General features: G+C 45.3%; 18 protein-coding genes. 8 read left to right on the top strand and 10 right to left on the bottom strand.

Annotated features, from left to right (window positions below; all coding sequences use genetic code 11):
• Positions 1-79 precede the first annotated feature (79 nt).
• The 7 genes from LS482_RS06435 to LS482_RS06405 all read left to right on the top strand — a co-directional run bounded on the left by LS482_RS06435 (position 80) and on the right by LS482_RS06405 (position 13,680).
• Complete coding sequence (locus LS482_RS06435) at positions 80-310, top strand: hypothetical protein (RefSeq protein ID WP_233030930.1); 231 nt, start codon at positions 80-82, stop codon at positions 308-310.
• Between the two features lie 100 nt (positions 311-410).
• Positions 411-977, top strand: coding sequence for an RNA polymerase sigma factor (locus tag LS482_RS06430; RefSeq protein ID WP_233030929.1), 567 nt, complete (start codon positions 411-413; stop codon positions 975-977).
• 287 nt (positions 978-1,264) lie between these two features.
• Complete coding sequence (locus tag LS482_RS06425) at positions 1,265-2,425, top strand: efflux RND transporter periplasmic adaptor subunit (RefSeq protein ID WP_233030928.1); 1,161 nt, start codon at positions 1,265-1,267, stop codon at positions 2,423-2,425.
• A gap of 89 nt (positions 2,426-2,514) precedes the next feature.
• Positions 2,515-5,688 carry an efflux RND transporter permease subunit gene (locus LS482_RS06420; protein WP_233030927.1) on the top strand — a complete coding sequence of 1,058 codons (3,174 nt, stop codon included), beginning with the start codon at positions 2,515-2,517 and terminating at the stop codon, positions 5,686-5,688.
• Between the two features lie 57 nt (positions 5,689-5,745).
• Positions 5,746-7,212, top strand: coding sequence for an efflux transporter outer membrane subunit (locus LS482_RS06415; protein WP_233030926.1), 1,467 nt, complete (start codon positions 5,746-5,748; stop codon positions 7,210-7,212).
• Between the two features lie 426 nt (positions 7,213-7,638).
• Positions 7,639-12,165 (top strand): glutamate synthase large subunit, encoded by a 4,527-nt coding sequence (gltB, locus tag LS482_RS06410; RefSeq protein ID WP_233030925.1) that lies wholly within the window; start codon positions 7,639-7,641, stop codon positions 12,163-12,165.
• A gap of 57 nt (positions 12,166-12,222) precedes the next feature.
• Positions 12,223-13,680, top strand: a complete 1,458-nt coding sequence (locus LS482_RS06405) for a glutamate synthase subunit beta (RefSeq protein WP_233030924.1) — start codon at positions 12,223-12,225, stop codon at positions 13,678-13,680.
• A gap of 456 nt (positions 13,681-14,136) precedes the next feature.
• Here the strand turns inward: LS482_RS06405 and LS482_RS06400 are convergent, their stop codons facing one another.
• From LS482_RS06400 to LS482_RS06355, 10 genes are all read right to left on the bottom strand, one after another.
• The gene (locus LS482_RS06400; RefSeq protein WP_233030923.1) at positions 14,137-14,943 is read right to left on the bottom strand and encodes an endonuclease/exonuclease/phosphatase family protein; all 807 of its coding nucleotides are present in this window, start codon (positions 14,941-14,943) and stop codon (positions 14,137-14,139) included.
• Positions 14,944-14,980: 37 nt separating this feature from the next.
• Positions 14,981-15,886 carry a metallophosphoesterase family protein gene (locus LS482_RS06395; protein WP_233030922.1) on the bottom strand — a complete coding sequence of 302 codons (906 nt, stop codon included), beginning with the start codon at positions 15,884-15,886 and terminating at the stop codon, positions 14,981-14,983.
• A 269-nt stretch (positions 15,887-16,155) separates the two neighbouring features.
• Entirely contained in the window at positions 16,156-16,785 is a 630-nt protein-coding gene (locus LS482_RS06390; protein ID WP_233030921.1) for a carbonic anhydrase, read from the bottom strand.
• 11 nt (positions 16,786-16,796) lie between these two features.
• Positions 16,797-17,801 (bottom strand): bestrophin family protein, encoded by a 1,005-nt coding sequence (locus LS482_RS06385; RefSeq protein WP_233030920.1) that lies wholly within the window; start codon positions 17,799-17,801, stop codon positions 16,797-16,799.
• A gap of 15 nt (positions 17,802-17,816) precedes the next feature.
• Positions 17,817-18,494: a potassium channel family protein gene (locus LS482_RS06380; protein WP_233030919.1), complete on the bottom strand. Its 678-nt coding sequence runs from the start codon at positions 18,492-18,494 to the stop codon at positions 17,817-17,819.
• A gap of 5 nt (positions 18,495-18,499) precedes the next feature.
• Positions 18,500-19,012: a class I SAM-dependent methyltransferase gene (locus LS482_RS06375; protein ID WP_233030918.1), complete on the bottom strand. Its 513-nt coding sequence runs from the start codon at positions 19,010-19,012 to the stop codon at positions 18,500-18,502.
• A 24-nt stretch (positions 19,013-19,036) separates the two neighbouring features.
• Positions 19,037-19,360: a nuclear transport factor 2-like protein gene (locus LS482_RS06370; protein ID WP_233030917.1), complete on the bottom strand. Its 324-nt coding sequence runs from the start codon at positions 19,358-19,360 to the stop codon at positions 19,037-19,039.
• Positions 19,361-19,462: 102 nt separating this feature from the next.
• Positions 19,463-19,825, bottom strand: coding sequence for a DoxX family protein (locus LS482_RS06365; protein WP_233030916.1), 363 nt, complete (start codon positions 19,823-19,825; stop codon positions 19,463-19,465).
• A gap of 111 nt (positions 19,826-19,936) precedes the next feature.
• On the bottom strand, positions 19,937-20,692 hold the full coding sequence (locus LS482_RS06360; RefSeq protein WP_233030915.1) for an SDR family oxidoreductase: 756 nt from the start codon (positions 20,690-20,692) through the stop codon (positions 19,937-19,939).
• 96 nt (positions 20,693-20,788) lie between these two features.
• Positions 20,789-21,346, bottom strand: a complete 558-nt coding sequence (locus tag LS482_RS06355) for a TetR/AcrR family transcriptional regulator (protein WP_233030914.1) — start codon at positions 21,344-21,346, stop codon at positions 20,789-20,791.
• A gap of 455 nt (positions 21,347-21,801) precedes the next feature.
• Here LS482_RS06355 and LS482_RS06350 point away from each other — a divergent pair, with 455 nt between their 5' ends.
• Entirely contained in the window at positions 21,802-22,425 is a 624-nt protein-coding gene (locus LS482_RS06350; RefSeq protein WP_233030913.1) for an RNA polymerase sigma factor, read from the top strand.
• Positions 22,426-22,492: the final 67 nt, after the last annotated feature.

Genomic DNA, 22,492 nt, shown 5'->3' with positions numbered 1-22,492 from the left:
TACTTTGTAGTACATAAAATAAGTACTAATAAAAGTTTTATGACTATAAAAGTGTCATCTTTAATTAAACACCACCATTATGAAAACCAAACCCACCCATTCCCGTCTCGACGAACTCGTTAAAGCACAACATGAAAGTCTGGAGAGTCTTGGTACCGTGATAGAAACCCTTGGTACTCTGCCGGACCGTCTTAGCAGCATCATGGATAACCTTAACAGCATGATGGATTTGCTTACAGTACAATACAAACGGATAAATCATTACTATGAAGAAATAGACCGTGAATTGCTCAGGCAACGGAAAACATGATATGTATAAACCCCGCTGTCGCGAGCCTCCGGGCTCGTAACCCGTGACCTCTATATTTAATTAAACCAAGACTACTACATTTAAATTAAACACCATTATTATGAAAACTCAAAACCAAAAAAACGTCTCCCCCGAAACCATAGAAGCCTTAAAGGCCGGGGACCAGAAGGCCCTGAAAACCGTTTTTGTAAAATATTACAACAGGCTTTTCCATTTTGTATTCTCCTATACCAAATGCCGGTATGCCTGCGAAGAAGTAGTGCAGAAGGTATTTATAAAAGTCTGGGAAAAAAGGGAAGGCATAATACCACAGACTTTTGGCACTTACATGTTTACCATAGCCCGCAACCTGGCCTATAACCACATGCGCGACACCATGAAGCGCCAAGACAAGGAGCGCTTATGGGAGCGCATCGCTTTTGTGACCAATGAGGGAGAGGATCATTTAATATGCAAGGAAATCCGATCGGCCATAGATGGTGCAATAAACCAACTGCCCCCAAAGAAAAGGGCAATCTATATCCTGTCTCGAAAAAAAGGCAAAAGCAATAAGGAAATAGCCCGGGAGCTCCATATATCCCCCAAAACGGTTAAAAATCATATATGGGCTATTAATGGGATTGTAAGAGAGCATATGCGTTCTTTTCTGGAAAAATCTGTGTATTGAGGGCCCTGGAGGTATTCAGTAATCGGTAAACGATATCAAACACTGATCACCGTTTACCGACCACTGACCACCGATCATCGACGCCCACCCTTGCCCGGAATGGGTAAAATTTACACAATACACACTGTTTCTTTTCCGCAAATTACACACTTTTTCCGGTTTGTTAAAAGGTTTGTTGTTGTTTAAATACCTGTTTTTCAGTAACTTTAAAGGATGTATGGCATTTTGTGAAACCTGGCACTTCTATTGTTAGTTACAAAAACTTTAAAATTACAATTATAGAACAGATGAAAAAGAGTACTAACACAGCATACAGCACCGGTCTTGTCATGTCTTTTCTTTTGCTTGCGGTTTTCTTTACAGGGTGTAAGGAAAAAGAAAAAGAAGATGAAGGCCTGCCTCTTCCTGTTATTACATTAAAGGAGGAATCGGCTGGCAAGGCCTTCCGGTATCTGGGCTCCGTAGAAGGAGCGGAAGATGTTGATATCCGGCCGCAGGTAGACGGCATACTGGAAAAGATCTATGTGGATGAAGGAGATTATGTAGAAAAAGGGCAGCCCCTGTTTAAGATCAACCAGCAGCCTTATATGGAAGACCTTAAGAATGCCCAGGCCAATGTGGAGTTGGAAAAGGCCAAACTGCGAAAGGCTAAGACCGAACTCGACAGGCTTCAGCCGCTTATCGACAACGAGGTGATCTCCGAAGTACAGCAAAAAACCGCCCAGGCCGATTATGAAGTGGCACAATCTTCATTAGACAGGGCGCAGGCACAGGCGGCTAATACGAGAATAAAACTCAATTTCACTGTTATAGAAGCTCCGGTAAACGGATTTATTGGGCGTATTCCTAAATCTGTAGGGAATGTGGTAAAGCAAACCGACTCCGACCCCATTACCGTGCTTTCTAATGTAAAAGAGGTATTCGTATATTTTTCTATGAGTGAATCGGATTACCTGTATTATGAGCGCATGAAAAAGGACTCTACTTCGCGCCGGATGAGTAACAAGGTAAAACTGATCCTGGCCGATGGCTCTACCTACAACCTGGAAGGGAACGTAGACGCTGCTTCAGGACAAATTGACCGTTTTACAGGGTCTATCAGCCTTCGTGCCAGGTTCCAGAACCCCGATACGCTTCTTCGTTCGGGGAATACCGGAAAAATAGTGATGGAACAAATTTTCCCCAAGGCCATTCTTATACCGCAGAGTGCTACGATGTCGGTTCAGGACAAAAGATTTGTGTATACCCTGAGAGATGACAATACTGCCGAACGCCACGAAGTGGAAATAGAAGGCCGGTCAGGGCACAATTATATTGTGAAGGGAAATACCCTGAAGGAGGGCGACCGCATTGTGGTATCGGGAATTAACAAAATAACCGATGGCACTAAAGTAAAACCGATACAACAAGGAAGGTTATTATCTAACGTCAGCGAAAAAGAAAAGTAACGGAGTAATAAAAAAAGGAAACTCATTCATTTTCTTCACTCTTTTAAAACCAGCCCTTTTTTAACTCTCTATTGCTTAAAAGATAAACCATGATAAAGAAAATTATAGAACGCCCGGTACTCACCTTTGTTATTTCTATTCTATTGGTACTTGCCGGGGCATTCAGTATTTCGCAACTTCCCGTAGAACGTTTCCCTGAAATTGCTCCGCCCAGTGTGAGTGTGCGGGTGTATTACCCGGGGGCCAATGCAGAAACCCTGGCTAAAGCAGTACTGCTCCCTCTTGAGGAAGCCATTAATGGTGCCGAGAATATGGAATATATCAATTCTACTGCGACTAACTCGGGTAAAGGAAGGGTGTCGGTGTATTTTAAACCCGGTTCCGATCCCAATTTGGCGGCAGTTGAAGTTCAAAACCGTATTTCGGAAGTAACGGCCGACCTTCCTTTGGAGGTGGTAGAAAACGGGATTCAGGTCTTGAAACGTATGAAGGGAACGCTGATGACCATCAATGTTTTTAGTGATGGGACCTATGACGAAACCTTCCTGAGTGCCTATACCCGAAAAAATATCAGGCGAGAGCTCAAACGTATTGAGGGCCTGGCAAGGGCCAAGATCTTGCGTAGGCGTGACTATGCCATGCGAATTTGGCTCAACCCCGAAAAATTGGCCCTGTATAACCTGACACCAAGGGATATCTATAACCAGGTGAACGATCAGAGCTTTGAGGCCGGGCCGGGTAAATTCGGGGAAAACTCCGAAGAGGTTTTTGAAATTGTGCTCAAGCATGAAGGCCGTTTTAGCGAGCCCGAACAGTATGAAAACATTGTGATAAAAACGGAGGAAGACGGGCTGCAACTCAAGCTGAAAGATATAGCCCGTATTGAGCTTGGTGCCTCCAACTATACCAGTAAAAACCGTTTGAACGGCAAGCCTGCCGTAACCATGGATGTAGTACAGCAAAGCGGGGCCAATGCCATGGAAATAGACCAGGCTGTACGGGAAGTCATGGAAAGCCAGGCCAAACTATTCCCTGAAGGGATGGACTACCAGATTACGTTCAGTGTGCGCGATGCCATTGACGAGTCCATGCACCATGTACAGCAAACCCTTTTAGAGGCCTTTATCCTGGTGTTTCTTGTGGTGTTTATCTTCCTGCAGGATGTTAAAATTACGTTGATCACAGCCCTTACCATTCCTATTTCGTTAGTGGGGACTTTCTTTTTTCTGCAGGCGATAGGTGTAAGCATGAATGTGCTCAGTATGTTTTCTATGGTGCTCGCCATTGGTATAGTGGTGGACGATGCCATTGTGGTGGTCGAAGCCATTTACGAAAAAATGCAACATCATAAGATGACAGCACGGCAGGCGGTTAATTCCGCCCTAAGCGAAATCACGGGGGCGGTTATTTCCATTACCGTCGTTATTGCCGCCGTATTCCTTCCTGTGGGCTTCCTGCAAGGTCCGGTAGGGGTGTTTTACCAGGAATTTGCCTATACCATTGTTATTTCCGTGTTGCTTTCTGCAGTGGTAGCACTGACCATGGGGCCTACGTTATTCATTCTGTTCTATAAAAAGAGGGGCAAAAAGGAAAAGAAAAGACGATTATCGGCTTTTTACAGTCATTCCCAAAAACTAAAAAAAGTTAATTCGTTAAAAGATAAAGGGCTTAAGAAATTTGATGTACTTTTTGATAAATTTACGGACAAATACCTTGCAATAGTAAAAAAAGCCATTCGGTTTAAGTGGGTGAGCCTTGCCGGGTTGGGGGTTATTGTATTGTTACTCATATTTTTGGCCCGCATTACACCCAAGGCCTTTATCCCTACAGAAGACGATAACTTTTTGCTCTGTGCGATATCCATGCCCGAAGGGGCTTCACTAAACCGTACTAACCAGGCTCTGGACGGGATAGCCGAAATTCTGCAAAAGGAAGAGGCCGTAGAGGGTGTAAACACGGTTTCCGGATTCAATATCGTAGATAATTCCGAAACACCTTCCTCCGGGTTGACGTATATCAAGCTGAAAGAAAAAAGCAAAAGGGGAAAGATCAAAGACATTCAGGAGTTGGTGATACACCTGACCGAAAAATTACAGGTTATCACGGATATGCGTAGTTTGAATATATACCCGCGCCCTACGGTACAGGGATTTGGTAACTTTGATGGGGTGCAAATAATGTTACAAGACCTCGCTGACAGTGATTTGGGCGAATTTAGCCAGTTGGTCAATGAATTTATCATAGAATTGAGCCGTCAAGAGGAAATAGAAAGCGCCTTCACTTCCTTTAATCCCAACTTCCCGCAATACAAGCTCAATATCGATTATGAAAAAGCAAAGGCTTTGGGAGTGAGTGTAAAGGATATGATGTTTACCCTGCAATCTAACTTCGGGCGTCAACGGGTAAGTGATTTTAACCGCTTTACCCGTCAGTATACGGTGTATATGCAGGCCGATACCGAATTTAGCGAAAGCCCGGAAGCCTTTAACTCTATTTTTGTGAGAAGCGAAAATGGCGTAAACGTCCCCATAAACACTTTCGTTAAACTGGAACCTACTTTAGGGCCTGAAACCGTTAACCGATATAACTTGTACAATGCGGCTAAAATTAACATTACCCCGGCTTCGGGGTATAGTACCGGAGATGTCATGGCAAAAATTGAAGAATTGGGAGAAAGCAAACTGCCGGCCAGTTTAAGTTATGAGTGGACGAGTATGAGCCTGGAAGAGAAAAAATCCGGCTCCGATGCTATGATCGTGTTTATCATCAGTATAGTATTGGTCTATTTTATTTTGGCAGCTCAGTACGAGAGTTTTTGGTTGCCTCTGGCGGTAATGCTTTCGTTGCCTACGGGTATTCTCGGGGTGTTTGTATTTATTAACCTGGCGGGAATAGACAATAACATTTATGTGCAGGTGGGTATTTTAATGCTGCTCGGCCTGTTGGCCAAAAATGCTATTTTGATCGTGGAATTTGCCGCTCAAAAACGCAAGGCGGGACTGAAAATAATAGATGCTGTACTGGAAGCAGGGGCCCTGCGCCTTCGAGCCATCGTAATGACCTCTCTGGCTTTTACTGTCGGATTGATTCCACTCATGTTTTCCACGGGTTCCGCAGCTATTGGAAATAAATCGGTGAGTATAGGTACAGCCGGGGGAATGCTGTTTAATGTTACCCTCGGTATTGTTATCATTCCGGTACTGACCTATGTGTTCCTGAAATTGCACGAACGATATAATATGGAAACTACCGAGGAAGAGTAGCGATCCCTGTTGATATTTGACATAAAAGTTAATTGACGATTGAAAATATATAAACCCATGTTGGTAAAAAATATAAAAAGACTCGGTGTAGTGGTGTTTCTCCTCGTGGCTGTAATAGGCTGTAAGGTAGGGGACCCTTATAAGCGGCCTGACTTCGACCTTTCCGAAGCGTACTATGGGGAGACTGATGATACGATCCCGGCCGACAGTATTCACCTGGCAAAGATGAAATGGGTGGAATTTTTTGGAGATTATGACCTGGCTGCTCTGATCGATACGGCGCTGGCCAATAACCTGGATATGCAAAAAGCGGTTCAGGTCCTCGAAATGAGCCGTCAGGACCTGTTAAAGTCCAGGGCAAATTTTTATCCGTCGGTTGGGCTCACTCCTTTTGGATACAAAAGGGATTATCGCTCTTTGTATCACGATAAGTATGGAAACAGGGCCTCCAGGAGACATGCTAATGAAAGTGAAACTCCTCCCACAAGTTTGTATACGCAACAGTTGTCGTATAATCTTGGTGTAAGCACCAGCTGGGAACTGGGCCTTTGGGGAAAGCTGCGCTGGAAAAAAGATGCGGCCCGCGCCACTTATATGCAGAGCGAAGAGTTTAAGAAGGGTGTACAGACGGCATTGGTGGCCGAAGTGGCCTCTGCCTATTACCAGTTACTGAAATTGCGGGCGGAACTCGAAGTGGCAGAGCGGAACCTGGACCTCAATAAAAACACCCTGAGGATCGTAGAGTTGCAATACGAAGCCGGGGAGGCCACCAAACTGGCCATACGGCAGACCAAATCGCAAAAGCTGAAGTTTGAAGCTCTTATCCCTCAGATAGAAAGGGAATATGCAGTACAGGAGAACAGGCTGAACGCCCTCCTGGGAAGACCTCCGCAAAAGATCGAGATCCCCGGGCATTTGAGCAATGCCGAATTTAAGGGCGGTTACAATACCGGAGTGCCCCTGGAGCTCGTCCAGAACCGGCCGGATGTGGCCGCTTCAGAATACGAACTGATAGCAAGCAATGCAGAAGTAGGTATTGCAGAAGCTATGAAATATCCTTCCATTACCATCGATGCAGGTCTGGGACTGGACTCCTATAAACTGAACAAATTGTTTACTCCTGTGGAGTCTGCTTTTGCCTTGATCAACGGAGCTATTTTCCAGCCCATATTTCAAAAGCGAAAGCTGAAGACCAATTATAAAAAAGCCCTTACGAGGAGGCAGATCGCCCAATTGGATTTTAAAGAGAAGGTGATCGATGCCGTAAGGGAAGTTTCGGATGCCCTGATAATCCTGGAAAAACTGGAAGAAGAACACGCTCTGGCCGAAGAACGGCTGGAAATTACCCAGAAGGGAGTTACGGATGCCGCACTTCTGTTCAGGAGCGGTTTTGCCAATTACCTGGAAGTTATTACCGCCCAGAGTGATGCACTTGAGAGTGAACTGGGGCTCATAGATATTAAAATGCAGATCTTCCTGGCCAATATCGAACTGTACAGAAGTCTTGGCGGAGGCTGGCAATAAAAGGAGCATAAAGGAGCATATGGGAATTCTATTAATTCCGTGCGGTGCACAGTCGTTCCGGGTAGGAGGTGGTGCATCTGTCATTCTGAGCGAAATGGATAATTTTATGCGTGTGGCTTTATTTTATAGGGTGTATGTGTTTTAATTTTATAAAATGTGTATTTTTACCCTGTTTTCTATAGGGGTATAAAGTGCCTTTGGTGAATTTTAATAATATTACCCCTTTTTATGAGGGGTATTCTTTTTTAATTACCTTCAAAATGCCATATCTGTAATTTCCGTCTTTCTGAGTAAGGGATGTGGATTATCGTCAATAATATTTTAATAAACACGAATTAATTTGTGTAAAATGTAAATTATCATGTATATATTTATGTATATGTGTTAATTTCGTTGATGATTTTCTAATACCAATCACTTAGAGATATGAGACTTAAGCAGCAAGGACTTTATCATCCGGAGAATGAACATGATAATTGTGGAGCCGGTTTTATTTGTAACCTGAAAGGGAAAAGGACCAACGATATAATTCACAAGGCCCTGGACATCCTCATTCGCCTGGAACACCGGGGAGCAGTGAGTGCAGATGGCAAAACGGGAGACGGGGCAGGTATATTGATAGAAATACCGCACGAATTCTTTAAAAAAGCATGTAGCTTTGAACTGCCCGAACCGAAAGAATATGCAGTGGGCATGCTTTTTTTGCCCAAATCTGCCAACCAGGTAAAGGTTTGTACCAGGATATTTGAAGAAAGCATTGCCAAGCAGGGGCTTGACATCATCGGTTGGAGGAGGGTTCCGGTAGATCATTCCTGCATCGGGAAAATAGCAGCGGAATCCGAACCTACGATTATGCAGGTGTTTGTAGGCAAAAACGGCAAAGACCTGAGCGAAACGGAGTTTAATGCCAAATTATATGCTGCCCGGAAGATCGCGGAACACCAGGTGTTGAAATCCAGCTTTTCAGAGGCCGACTATTTCTACTTCTCCAGCCTGTCTACCACCACTATAATATATAAGGGCCTGCTGATGCCGCAGGACATCAATATCTATTACAAGGACTTGAACGATCCTGAAGCGGTGACCAAACTGGCCCTGGTACACCAGCGCTTTTCTACCAATACGTTCCCTACCTGGGACCTGGCACAGCCTTTCAGGTATATGTGCCACAATGGGGAGATCAACACCCTTAAAGGCAACCTGAGCAGGATGAAAGCGAGGGAAGAACTCTTTAAAAGCGATATCTTCGGAGATGATTTAAAAGATATTCCACCGATCGTACTTGAAGGAAAATCAGACTCCGCTTCGATGGACATGGTGCTGGAGCTGTTGCTGCAAACCGGGAGATCGCTTCCCGAAGCCATGATGATGATGGTGCCGGAAGCCTGGGAAAAACACCAGTCTATGGACGACAGTAAAAAGGCGTTCTACGAATACAATGCCTGTATCATGGAACCTTGGGACGGACCGGCTTCCATTCCGTTTACCGACGGTAACTATATCGGTGCGCTGCTGGACAGGAACGGGCTCCGTCCTTCGCGGTATACCGTTACGAAAGACGGATATGTGATAATGTCTTCCGAAACAGGCGTTATCGATATAAAACCCGAAAATGTGGAATATCACGGTCGCCTCGAACCGGGCCGTATGTTCCTTGTGGATATGAACGAGGGCCGTATTGTGAGGGATGAAGAGGTGAAAAAAGAAATTACGTCCCAAAGGCCTTATAGGAAATGGCTGGATGATAACCTGCTTCCGCTGGCCAGTATTCCGTATACCGGGAACAAAACCCCTGTAGAAAAAGAGGATATACACACACGGCAAAAGCTTTTCGGTTATACCCTGGAAGACATAAAGACCATTATAATGCCCATGGCTACCGAGGGTAAGGAAGCCATTGGTTCCATGGGATTTGATACCCCCCTTGCCGTGTTGTCGGAAAAACCGCAGTTGTTATACAATTACTTCAAGCAGCTTTTTGCCCAGGTCACCAATCCGCCACTGGACGGTATCCGGGAAGAGATCGTTACGGATATCAGTCTTTCCATTGGAGGGGACAGGAACATTTTTGATGTTGTTCCCGAACAGGCCAAAAAACTCCGTATACAAAACCCGGTAATTTCCAATGAGGATCTCGATAAAATAAAATACATAGACCATCCGGATTTCAAGGCGAAATCCATTTCCATCCTCTACGAAGCGGAAAAAGGGCTTAACGGTCTGGAGTCGAGGTTAGAGGCTATTGTTTCCGAGATTGGCCTTGCTGTTGACGAAGATGCCAATATTATTATCCTTTCCGACAGGAATGTAGCAAAGGGATACGTGCCGATACCTGCGTTGCTTGCATGCTCTTTTGTACATCATTCCCTCAAGAAACTCGAAAAGCGATCTTCTATCGGTATCATCATAGAATCGGCAGAGCCCAGGGAACCGCACCATTTTGCAATGTTGTTCGGGTACGGTGCAAGTGCGATTAACCCGTATATGGTAAACGAAATTATCGAGGAACTCGTTGCTAATGAAGATATTGTTTCGGCCGATAAGAAAAAGGCGGTCCGGAACTTTAACATGGCCATAGGAAAGGGAATTGTTAAGATCATGAACAAAATAGGGATATCTACCCTGCATTCCTACAGGGGCTCCCAGATATTTGAAGCACTCGGGCTCAATGAGAAATTCGTGGACAAATACTTCTGCAATACAGCTACACGTGTAGAAGGTATAGGGCTCTATGAACTGGAGAAAGAGATACGCAAGCGATACGACAAGGCCTTTGAAAAAGAAAGCGTGTCTGCTGACCTTCGTCTTGACATCGGAGGGGACTATCGCTGGCGAAGGAACGGGGAAAAACACATGTTCAATCCCGCCTCCGTGGCCAAACTGCAGCAGGCAGTACGAAGTAATAATTATGACAATTATAAGGAATATTCTGCCATAATCAACGAACAGAGTGAACGCCTGATGACCCTGAGGGGGATGTTTAAGTTCAGGAATCTCAGCCCGATCTCCATTGAGGAAGTAGAACCCTGGACCGAAATCGTAAAGCGTTTTAAGACCGGGGCTATGTCTTTTGGTTCCATCAGCAGGGAAGCTCATGAAAACCTGGCCATAGCCATGAATCGTATCGGTGGTAAGAGCAATTCGGGTGAAGGAGGAGAAGACCCGGGAAGATTTCACAAAGACCTGGACGGAAACTGGAAGAACAGTGCTATTAAACAAGTAGCCTCGGGAAGGTTCGGGGTTTCCATAGATTACCTTACCAACGCGAAAGAAATACAGATTAAAATGGCACAAGGGGCCAAACCGGGCGAAGGCGGACAGCTCCCGGGGTCCAAGGTGTATCCGTGGATAGCCAAGGTGAGGAATTCAACGCCTTATGTTGGATTAATCTCCCCGCCCCCGCATCACGATATCTATTCCATTGAAGACCTGGCGCAGCTTATTTACGATCTCAAAAATGCCAACCGCGAAGCCAGGGTCAATGTGAAGCTGGTGTCAAAAGTGGGTGTAGGAACTATTGCTGCCGGTGTGGCCAAAGCCAAGGCCGACGTAGTTCTCATCTCGGGATATGACGGGGGAACGGGGGCCTCACCGCTCACTTCGCTGAGACATGCGGGACTGCCCTGGGAACTCGGTATTGCCGAAGCACAGCAAACCCTGGTGCTCAACGATTTGAGAAACAGGATTGTACTGGAGTGCGACGGACAATTAAAAACCGGAAGGGATGTGGCCATAGCCTGTCTGCTCGGTGCCGAAGAGTTTGGTTTTGCCACCGCACCGCTCGTAGCTTCCGGATGTATTATGATGCGGGCCTGCCACCTGAATACTTGTCCGGTGGGAATTGCAACACAGGACCCCGAATTGAGAAAGAACTTTAAGGGTACCCCGGAACACGTGATCAATTTCATGTATTTCGTGGCCCAGGAGCTGCGGCAGATCATGGCAGATCTCGGTTTCCGTACCATTAACGAAATGGTGGGCAAAAGCGAGAAACTCAATATGAACAAGGCCATCGACCACTATAAAGCGCAGGGAATAGACCTTTCGAAAATCCTGTATAAGCCGCAAGTGGATAATCACGTAGAGGTTTACAATACGAAAAAACAGGATCACAACCTGGAAAATGTGCTGGATTTTGATATCCTGAACAAGGCCCACCCCGCAGTGTACCGTAAAGAAAAAATGGAACAGTGTTTCATCATTAACAATACTAACCGTACGACCGGGGCCATTTTAAGTAATGAAATTTCCAAAATACACGGGGCTAAGGGGCTTCCCGAGGACACCCTGACCCTTAAATTTTCCGGATCTGCCGGACAAAGTTTCGGGGCATTTGCTACACGAGGCCTGACCATGATAGTCAATGGCAATACCAACGATTATTTCGGAAAGGGACTCTCCGGAGCCAAACTCGTGGTGAGAGTGCCGGAAAAAACGACTTTCAGACCAGAGGAAAACATCATTATCGGTAATGTGGCACTGTATGGGGCCATAAACGGGGAAGCGTATATCAACGGTATAGCAGGAGAGCGATTTTGTGTGAGGAACTCGGGGGCCAAAGCTGTTGTTGAAGGAATCGGTGACCATGGCTGTGAATATATGACAGGAGGTGTGGCGGTGATCCTTGGCAAAATAGGCCGGAACTTCGCTGCCGGAATGAGCGGTGGGGTTGCCTATATCTACAATGGCTCCAACGAAATGGATAACCACGACTTTAACCTGGAAATGGTAGAGTTGGAAAACCCGTCCGCCGGGGATATGGACGAAGTGAAACAGCTGGTGGAAAACCATTATGCCTATACCGGAAGCCCGTTGGCCAAAAGGTTACTGGACGACTGGAGAGCACAGAAAAACAAATTCATCAAGGTAATGCCTGTAGAGTATAAAAAAGCCCTGGAAAGGTTAGCCAGGGAAAAGGCATTGGACAGTGAAGAATTAGTAGTGAAAGGCTGATAAAGGTTCAGTCAGCAGAAGAAAAAATATAAGGGCACGATATAAAAGACAACGACCATGGGAAAATTAAGAGGCTTTTTGGAATACGACAGAAAAGTAGAAGATTATATAGAAGTAAAGAAACGGGTACAGAACTACGAAGAGTTCACCGAAGATTTGAACGAAAGCGAACTGAACGAGCAGGGAGCACGATGTATGGATTGCGGCATACCGTTTTGTCACAGCGGATGCCCGCTTGGAAACCTGATCCCCGATTTTAATGATGCCGTATATAAAAACCACTGGGCAAAGGCATTGGATATCCTTCATGCCACGAACAATTTTCCGGAATTTACCGGGAGACTCTGTCCGGCTCCTTGCGAATCGGCATGTGTGCTCGGGATCATTAATCCGCCCGTTTCCATAGAATTGATAGAGAAATATATCGTGGAGCGCGGGTTCAAGGAAGGATGGATAAAAGCCGATCCGCCTAAGGAACGCACCGGAAAAAAAGTGGCCGTAATAGGCTCCGGACCGGCCGGACTGGCCGCTGCACAGCAACTGAACAGGGCCGGGCATAACGTCACTGTCTTTGAACGTGACAAAAAAGTAGGAGGCCTGCTCCGCTACGGTATACCGGATTTTAAACTGGAAAAACATATTATAGACAGACGGCTGACGATACTTGAAGAGGAAGGTATCGAATTTAAAACAGGAGTCCATGTAGGTGTCAATTACGATGTGGAAGAACTGAAAACATACGATGCGGTGGTGTTGTGTGGCGGGGCTACGTCGAGAAGGGCATTGCCCGTACCCGGAGCTGATGCCAAAGGCGTAGTGCAGGCCATGGAGTTCCTGAAAAGGAATAATGAAGTCGTGGACGGGCTGGAAGAACCCACAGCCGATTTGCACGCCAAAGGAAAGAACGTAATCGTTATTGGCGGTGGAGATACCGGATCAGACTGTATCGGAACATCCAACCGTCACGGGGCCAGGTCGGTGACCAATTTTGAGATCATGCCGATGCCTTCTGAAGAAAGGACTATGGAAAACCCCTGGCCGTTCTGGCCGTTCACCCTTAAATCCACTTCATCTCACGAAGAAGGTTGTGATCGCAACTGGAGCATAGCTACCAAAGAGTTTGTCAAAGACGACAAAGGCAACCTGAAAGCCCTGAAAACCGTAGAGGTGGAATGGGTTAAAGTCCCCGGCGGACGCCCGCAACTCAAAGAAGTGGAAGGCTCGGAGAAAGAGTGGCCCTGCGAACTCGTTTTGCTGGCCCTCGGTTTTACCGGACCGGAAAAAACACTCGGTGAACAACTGGGACTGGAACTGGATCAGAGAACCAACATCAAGGGCAATAATTATCAAACCAATGTACCGAACGTTTTTGTAGCCGGTGATATGCGAAGAGGACAGTCGTTGATTGTCTGGGCCATATCCGAAGGCCGGGAAGCGGCACACCATGTGGATAAATTCCTTATGGGTAAGTCGTCCCTGCCGTTAAAGGAAAAGGGCGACCTGCCTGCTGCATAAACAAGAAATAAACAAACTTCGAAGAGAACTATTTTTCCTCTATTTTATTTGTGTTAGTGTAAGTGGAAAGAGCCCGGGTATTTGCCCGGCTCTTTTTTTGATTTAAGACTGATTGACTTAAGATATACGACAGTTGTTAGTCAGTATTTCAAAGTCTTAAGTCGTACGTCTTATGGCATTTATTAATGCAACGTGAATAATGTTTAAGCTTTATGGATGAAAAGCATTTCAAAATTACAACCCTTGTTTGAAATTTTTAACAGGCTCCTTCCTTCATCCCGATCGCTATCGGGAGAAGGGAGGTGATCCCGATCCCGATAACTATCGGGACAATCGGGATCGGAGGGTTTGAAAGCCTAAACCACAGGAAAAACACAAAAGCCGGGGATATACCCAAAATTTGGGCCTGGTCAAACTCCCCGTCCCTCAAGAGGGGAGCCTTATCCATTATTCACGTTAATGCAGCTTCACCTTTATCACAACCGGCAAATGGTCGGAATGGTCGGCCCGGGGGACTTCCGCGGCGGTGATGTCCCAGCGGGCATTTTTGCTCAGCCAGATGTAATCGATACGGGAACGCGGGGCATCTGCCGGAATGGTGAATTCCGGAGAACCGTATTCCAGGGCCGAATCTGTCCAGTGCGGTTCCAGGACCTTATACGGAGCGGACCCTTCCCTGAAGTTAAGGTCGCCTGCAAGAACCGCGGGATGATCCAGCTTCAGGAGAAAATTATTGATGGCCTTGATCTGTGCCATCCGGTTCTCTTCAAACTGATGGCAGAGATGTGTTGCGGCAAAGGTGATCTTTTTGCCTTTAGCATATTCATAAGTGGTGTATATCATGGCCCTTCCCTCGCCTCCTTTTGGAGTGGGGAGGTTGATCACCTTAAAATCAGATGACTTTTCTGCAAGAAGGCCTTCGCCATATCCGCCCTCACTGTAATCTATGGCTTTGCCGAAACCACCGTGCATTCCGGTGAGTTTTTCGAGTTCTTTTACGAGGTTCTTTTTCTCCCCGTTGTTAAATTCTGCAGTACGAAGGGTCATGCTGTCCACTTCCTGGAGCGCTGCGAAATCGGGTTGGTACCGGTTAATGACTTCTGCCACACCGTTCAAATTACTTTCTCCCCTGTTGTAATTGCTCTCCCCGTGATAGATGTTATAGGTCATCAGGGTGAATTCGGCCGGCTTTTTACTGTCGGTACATGAGAAAAACAGGAAAAGAACGCCTGTAAATACTAAAACACTGCTAAGAGATTTCATAAAATTAAGGATCGGATTGGAGGTTTGAACTTTCATATTAATAGGAATGCGGAATATATGTATTGGTAAACGTACCATCTTCATAAAGTTCCAGGAGGGCATATCCCGGCGGGGTTTCCTGGCAATAACCTTCGGCAGCGGAGTTTTTATCCCCTTTCTCCCACCAGAATCCGCTCATGGCACCGTTACAAAAATAAGAAATTCCGTTGTAGGATGCGCTGTCCAGCAGGTGCTGGTGTCCGCTGAGGCATATTTTCACCTTGTCACGATGTTTGTAGAACAACGTTTTGAGGGCTTGGTAATCGGAGTGCATTCCTCCTTCCCAGAAAGGAGTTACCCCCAGTATAGGATAATGTGACATTAGCAATACCGGCGTATTATCGTTAAGCCGGTTGAGTTCGTGTTCCAGCCACCGGAATTGTTCTTCATCCAGGGAAACGGAAGGGTTGTTGCCGTCAAGGATCATAAAATGCCAGCCCTTTTCGGAAAAACTGTAAAACCTGTTGGGAATTTGTAATCGCTGCACCACATAATCTTTTCCATACATGGGGTCCTGCTTGTCCGGGGCAGCCCACCATATATCGTGATTCCCGATACAGCTATGGATCTCATAGCCGTCAATTTCCTCAATACATTGGTCCCAGATTTTCCACTGTGTGGTGACCCTTTCCCTGGTGACGTGACTGTAATCTGCTGCATATATCGAATCGCCGCCATTGAGGAAAAAGTCCACTCCCGTATCCCGGATTTCCCGCAGGCATTGTTTAAACCGGTGCGGGGCATTTTCTTCCGGGCGTATGTGTACATCGGTAATATGGGCTATTTTTAATACCGGGGTGGTCTGGTCTTTCCGTGAAGAGGCCGCAAGCAGGGGAGTAGAGAGGGATGCAGACAGCCCCGCCGTTCCCGTCCCCGCAATTTTTATGAAATTTCTGCGTTTCATTTCTGATGGCTTAATGTGCCTGAAATTTAAAAGATCAGGGCGGGAATGCACAAGATATTCCCACACCTGATCTCAACTCAACACACATTTCTTTAGGTTAAAAATTATAATCCTGTTCTTTTGTTTTTAGGCAGGTATTATGTGCACGAACACATGATTTATAGCGAAGTTAGTAATTTTTAACGGATTAAAAAATTATATTTTTGGGTGAATGGAATTTTCTATAATAAATGTATTGTGTTAAATTGTTGGCATACAGTAGGTATGTTTCATTTTTCAAGGTTGTATATTTCCATGATGTCTTTAAGTAAGTTATCAAAATCAATCTTCAGGTCAATGAGTTTACCACTGTGGATATCAAATACCCATCCGTGAACTTTTAGTCCCCTTTCCTTGTACGCTTTTTGTACAGCCGCAGTTTTAATAAGGTTAATGCATTGCTCCTGAACATTGAGTTCAACCAGACGGTTGTATTTTTCGGTTTCATTTGCAATGTTGTTCAGTTCATTTTTGTGCAGTCGGTATACATCCCTGATATTCCTGAGCCAGGGGTTGAGGATACCCAGGTCTTCGGCCTGCATGGCGGCTTTGACCCCGCCACAGAAATAATGTCCGCAGACGACTACGTGCTTTACCTTCAGGTGATTTACGGCATAGTTAAGTACAGACATCACATTGAGGTCCGTGCTGATGACCATATTGGCGATGTTCCGGTGTACAAAGACCTCTCCCGGTTGAGCGCCCATAAGGTCTTCGGCAGTGACCCTGCTGTCAGAGCACCCGATGTAAAGGATTTCGGGACTCTGTCCTCTGGAAAGGTTTTTAAAGTAATCCGGATCGGCTGCAAGTTTTTGAGCGATCCATTTTTCGTTGTTTTCAAATACTTTTGTCAGTTCCATGCTTAAAAATCTTACATTAAAATATTATTAATGGGTTGTATTGCCGGCGGGAGATCCTCCTCATCGAGCATGTCCCTCAGGTCTATTTCGATAGTGCGGCTCAGGGCAGCCATAGGGATATCATTGGCACTGCCTTCAAAAGGGTTTTCGGTACTCTCGCCAACCTGTTCGAGAGAGGTGAACACCCAACCCACGACCATACTGAAAGGTATGGTGAGCCATACCCAGTGATCTCCGAGTTTGTCAAATTCATTGAGCATACCAAAAGGCAGCATCAATACCAGCAGGCGGATAAAAAATAAATTTATACTGGCAAATTGTCTCGGATAGGGGAAATTTTTAATACGTTCGCCTTGCCCCTGGAAAACGTAGAAATCGTTTAGCACATTTTCCATTTCAACCAGGCAGAGCGTATCGAGGCCGCCATTCTGGTTCAGTTCTTTGAGATAACGTGACTGTAAGGCTATAAGCTGTGTGGCGCGGTTCTTTTTCCCCAGTATGTATTGCCGGTCACTTTCGGATAAATAAGGTTTCAATTCTTCGGCCAGATCGGTTTCCCATTCGGGGACGGGATATCTCTTCCGGTATTCCCTGTTGTATTTTCTGGTGTGGATATTTTCCCACTCCTTGGGAACACGGAGTTGAAAACGCAGGGCTGTGAGCCAGGCTATATGCCGGTAGATCAGTTTCCGGTGAATTTCTTTTTCCGTTTCGGGATCATTGTCTTTTATATAATCCTTTACCATGATACCCCAGGTGCGGCTGCTGTTTATTATGGCTCCCCATATTTTCCGGGCTTCCCACATACGATCGTAGGTGGCATTATTCTTAAAACCGGCAATAAACGCTGCGGCTGTACCTATAAGCGCTATGGGTACCCAGGGGATGCCAAGCCATTTCCATCCCGCAATCTCGTAGAAGAATGTAGGGATAAGGGCAATGACAAACAGGAAAAAGATGGAATGGCGTGTCCAGCGTAAAAATTCTTTAAGTCGGTAATGGCTTCCGGTATGCATAGTTTTCGGGTTTGTTTATTTACTGTTTTGAATAGAGGTGTATTTGCTTATCATAATACCGATGAGGACTACGGTATAAAATTGTCCGGCCAGTCCGAGCATGGCGGTGGCCAGCTTGGAAAAATGATTGGCAGGTGTGATATCGCCGTATCCTATGGTCGTTAGGGTGATATTACAAAAATAAACGAGGTCCAGATAGGTTGTGATAAAATTACGGGTGTCTATTCCGGTGAATGCGCCGGGGATGGAATAGTGGATCAGCTGCATGGTGAAAATACCGATCTCAATGAGCAGCAGGTAACCACAGGCCGACGCCGAAACAATATCGAGACTGATGTGTCCCGGTCGCACCAGATACCGCAGAATTTCCAAAAAGATGACAATATAAAATGCAATATGGCTTATGCTGACCACCTGCATGAACCAGGCACTTGGCTTTATGAAGGAAGTGGCTACCGGAACAGCTACTACAAGGGCAAAAAGAATATTTCTTATAAACAATCGCAACCGGCTTTTACAGGAAAAGACACTTAAACTGCAAATGCCGAGCAACAGCATGTTCACCGGCCATACCACATGGGCGTAAAACTCGATGTCGGCAAAAAAAACGCCGATGTAAAGGTGCAGTAACAAGGCAACGAGAAGGAACTCGTATTTTCTTTTTTGAAAGCTGTGCAGGTAATGTTTCTTCATATACTTCAGGGTTCTATAAGTGAGGCATAGAGCATGTCGTTACCGTAAACGGAGGCTTTTTCCCCGATCTTTTCCACGGAACGGTACCCGAGGGAACGAAATAGTTCTGTGAGCCGGGCAAAACTGATCGGGTAGGGCACCCATGCCGGGACCGGGATCGTTTTGTCATATTCTATAATGATAAAACCTGCTTCCGGCTTTGTATAGTCCCCGAGCTTTTCAAGAAAAGTAAGCTGGTCCTGCACGTAATGCAGGGCATTGGCCATCAGGATACCGTCCAGTTGGTCCAGGGGCAGGGTGTCTTTTACAAAGTCGGCCTGTACGAATTTTATTTTTTCCGTATTCCGGTGAAAATAATTGGTTTTGTCTACGGCATAAACAAGGCTGTCGTCCGGCAGGAAATGAGACAGGGCTGCGGAGAACAATCCTGTTCCGCACCCCAGATCGGCCCAGTTTCCGGACGATTTCAGTTTTTTACCCGCGGGTTTTATAAGTGCAACGGCCTCTTCTGTTTTCACAATACCCTAAAAATACGGCAAATTTTAATAAATGCCCTGTCCGATATCTAGGCGGTGTATTTTTTCCTCGTTATTGATATGAAATTTGAAATAGACTTTAAAGTCACCCCACTGGTCTGAATGGAACTGTCCGTAGATGTCCTTTCCGTCATTTTCGACCTTGTCAACGGAGGTGAAACGCTCATGGCCTATGGCGTTATTGTTAAAGGCCCGGAGGTCTCTGGGGCTGCCGTCGTCGTACAATTCGGCGTCGGCAGTGAATAAGGACGACCAGGTTTCTTTCTCTCCTTTTTGTAAAGCTTCAAAGGCTTTTTTTACGGTTTCATTGGTAAGTTTACTCGTATCCATAGTGTGTATAATTTGATTTTTCGTTTTTGTCCGGACCGGTTTGCGCTACTCCGGTTCGCACGATTCGTAAAACATAGTATAAAATAACAATTATATGTTTACTTACGATACATTTTTAAAGGGCAGCGGGTATTTGAGATATATAATGATCAGATTCATAAGGAAAAAGGGGAGCTCAATCGCTACACCCTTAATATCTCTGTCCGTAAGGTGAAAACCTATAATGAGAAGTACGGTAGATGCCATTAGCACATTCCCATATACAAAGGTTTTTGAGAATAAGATCATCAGGGCACTGCAGATGGTCAGTAACCCCAGGCCCCTTAACCCTGCAGGAGAAAAGCCCCATTTACCGAACATCTCTGTCATTGGCCGGGATATTGAGAGCATGGCCCACCCTTGTTTAATGCCCATAGACACAGCTATGAGAATAAGAACGGAATTAATGATTTTTGTTGCGGTCATAATACATCTGATTCTTTGTGATTAAACACGCCGCGGTTTTGGGTTCCGGGCTTAAGGGCTATAAAATGGACAAGGTGAACAAACCGCCCACCTTGTCTTTAGAAATATTAATTATCTCGTTGTATATCCGCCGTTGGCAAAAATGGTCTGTCCGGTGATCCACCAGCCATCCGTAGCCAGGAATTTTACTATGGGGACAATATCGTCGATAACGGTCAGAAAGCCGTTCATGGCCTGCGATTTGTGGAATTCCACCCGCTCCGGGGTTTCCTGCCCGTAAAAGAACGGAGTATCCATGGGGCCGGGGCCGATAGCAGTAACGGAGATGCCCTTGGGCCCGAATTCCTTGGCTGCAGCACGGGTAAAATGCTCTACGGGAGCCTTGCCTCCGGCATAAGTGGAATACCCGTCGGTAAAGGCGGCGAGCAGGGAAGTAACAATGGTAATGATCTTACCGTCTTTTTCCAGGTTTTTCCCGGCTTCCTTGATAAAGAAATACGCTGCTTTGGAATTGATGCCAAACATAGCGTCGTATTCGTCTTCGGTGGTGTCTGCAATGGGCTTGCGCAATACCATACCTACAGTGTTCACGGCGATATCTACACGGCCAAATTCCGCTTTGGCCACTTTGAAAAGTTCGGTTACGTTGTCCGGTTTGGTGAGGTCTGCCTGGAAGAGAATGGCTTTTCTTCCCAGGGCTTCTACTTCTTTTTTGGTTTCTTCTGCAGCTTCTTTGGTGGCATCACTGTTGTAGTGAATGAGAATGTCCGATCCTTCTTTGGCGAAAGACTTACTGATGAGTCCGCCGAGATTTTTGGCCCCGCCGGCCACTACGGTTACCTTGTTCTGAAGCGAAATTTTAGCCATAATTACTGTTTTTTGATTAGAATATGATCAAAATTACAAGGTGCAGACTGAATATTCGTTCATTATTTGTTAAAAAAAAGTTAATGCGGGTTTCCCCTACTTTTTAATGGAGTCCCAGGCCATTTGCAGGAATTGTGCTTTCATTTCGGGATTCACGGTAAGTTGTAATTCCGACGCACATTTCAACCAGGAGCAAATGGAACCGAACACAAAATAAGTAAGGTGAGATGATGCCAGGTCTTTAAATAATCCTTGTTCCAATCCTCTGGCATACATTTCGTCAAAAGAATAAAACCGAGCCATGGCTTCCTTCTGGGTTGTTTTCTCGATGATCGGGGAGAAGGCATACTGGCTTATAAAATTGAATTTTAACGGGTTTTGAAGAAAATAGTCGATCATGCGTCCGTAGACGTCGTAAAAGGTATCGTATACACTGTTGCGTTTGTCGTAATTGACAAAGATCAGGGCTGCTTCTTCCGTCTTGATCTTTACGTAGATGCCGTTGACAATGTCTTCCTTGTTTTTAAAGCGTTTGTAAACACTTCCCATACCCACCCCGGCTTTGTCTGCTATCTGTGACATGGGAGTGTGTTGCAGTCCCCGGCGGATGATAAGTTCGAGGGCGGCATTCAGTATTTTTTCTCTTTTTTCCATAATTATGAGTGCTTTAGGGTAGTTGGTGGAGCGGGACAAAAATATTGATTTTTCTGGACAAGATTATGATAAATGTTGGAATGGCCAATCTTGAGACCAGGTAGTTGTTTCTTTTACCGAAGCATGATTCCGGTTAATGTATACCCGGATTTTCACAGTTGTACCGTAACCTAATAATATTTTGGTGATACTAACACAATCTTTCATAGCATGGTTTCCAGCATCTTTGCAGTGACAAAGTGCCCCTTCTTTTATTATCCTTTTACATATTTCTTAAAAATTTAATAGTTTGATTATTCATTTTTTATCTATATACTTGCAAAACATGTTTTCGAACACATTTTTATGGTCTTTACCGAATCTTACCTGTAGTTCTGCGATTGTTTTTTTGCCTTGCCTACTCATATTTTAAATCACAAGATGTTTAACCAACCGGGAAACTGTACGCTCAGAAAATGCTACACCGTCTGAAACATGAGGAACTCCAGAAGGAAAACAAAGATATTTCCACAGGAAGGAGGATAAGTTCATTACCGGATAAAAAACCGGAAATCCCTGATGAGAAACAAACCTGGGAAAGGTTCCTGGAAGGCGATGAAGGAGCTTTTATCGCTATTTATGATACGTATTTCGAAGAACTGTGCCATTTCGGGATTCAATACGTATCCCTGACCCAGGTGGAAGATTGTATCCAGGATTTATTCATAGACCTCAGGCAGAAGCGAAAAAAACTGCCCGGAATAAAAAATTCCATCCGGTTGTTTCTGTTTCAGTGTCTCAAAAGAAGGATATTGAACCTGAAGAAGGGCAATCGCAGAGAAGGTGTTTTCCACGAATCTTTCGAGTTTTCCCTCCCTCACGAATCCCTTGTCATATTTCATCAGGAACAGAAGGAACGGATGGAAAAGCTCGACCGGGCGCTCCGTTCACTTGATGCAAAGCAAAGGGAGGCTGTGTATTACTACTTTTATAAGGGTATGGACTATGGGGAGATCCGGAAACTTATGGGATACAGGAATGTGAAATCAGTCAGGAATCTGATATACAGGGTTGTAAAGGTGCTCAGAACACATTTTTAAAATTTTTTTGTAAAAAACCGATGTCATTTTCGGTTTTTCCTTGTCTATCTTGTAAAGGCAGGGAATA

The organism is Sinomicrobium kalidii (genome assembly GCF_021183825.1).
Classification (GTDB): Bacteria; Bacteroidota; Bacteroidia; order Flavobacteriales; family Flavobacteriaceae; genus Sinomicrobium; species Sinomicrobium kalidii.
The sequence above is the reverse complement of the archived record's forward strand: the minus strand, read 5'-3'. Positions and strand labels throughout refer to the sequence as shown.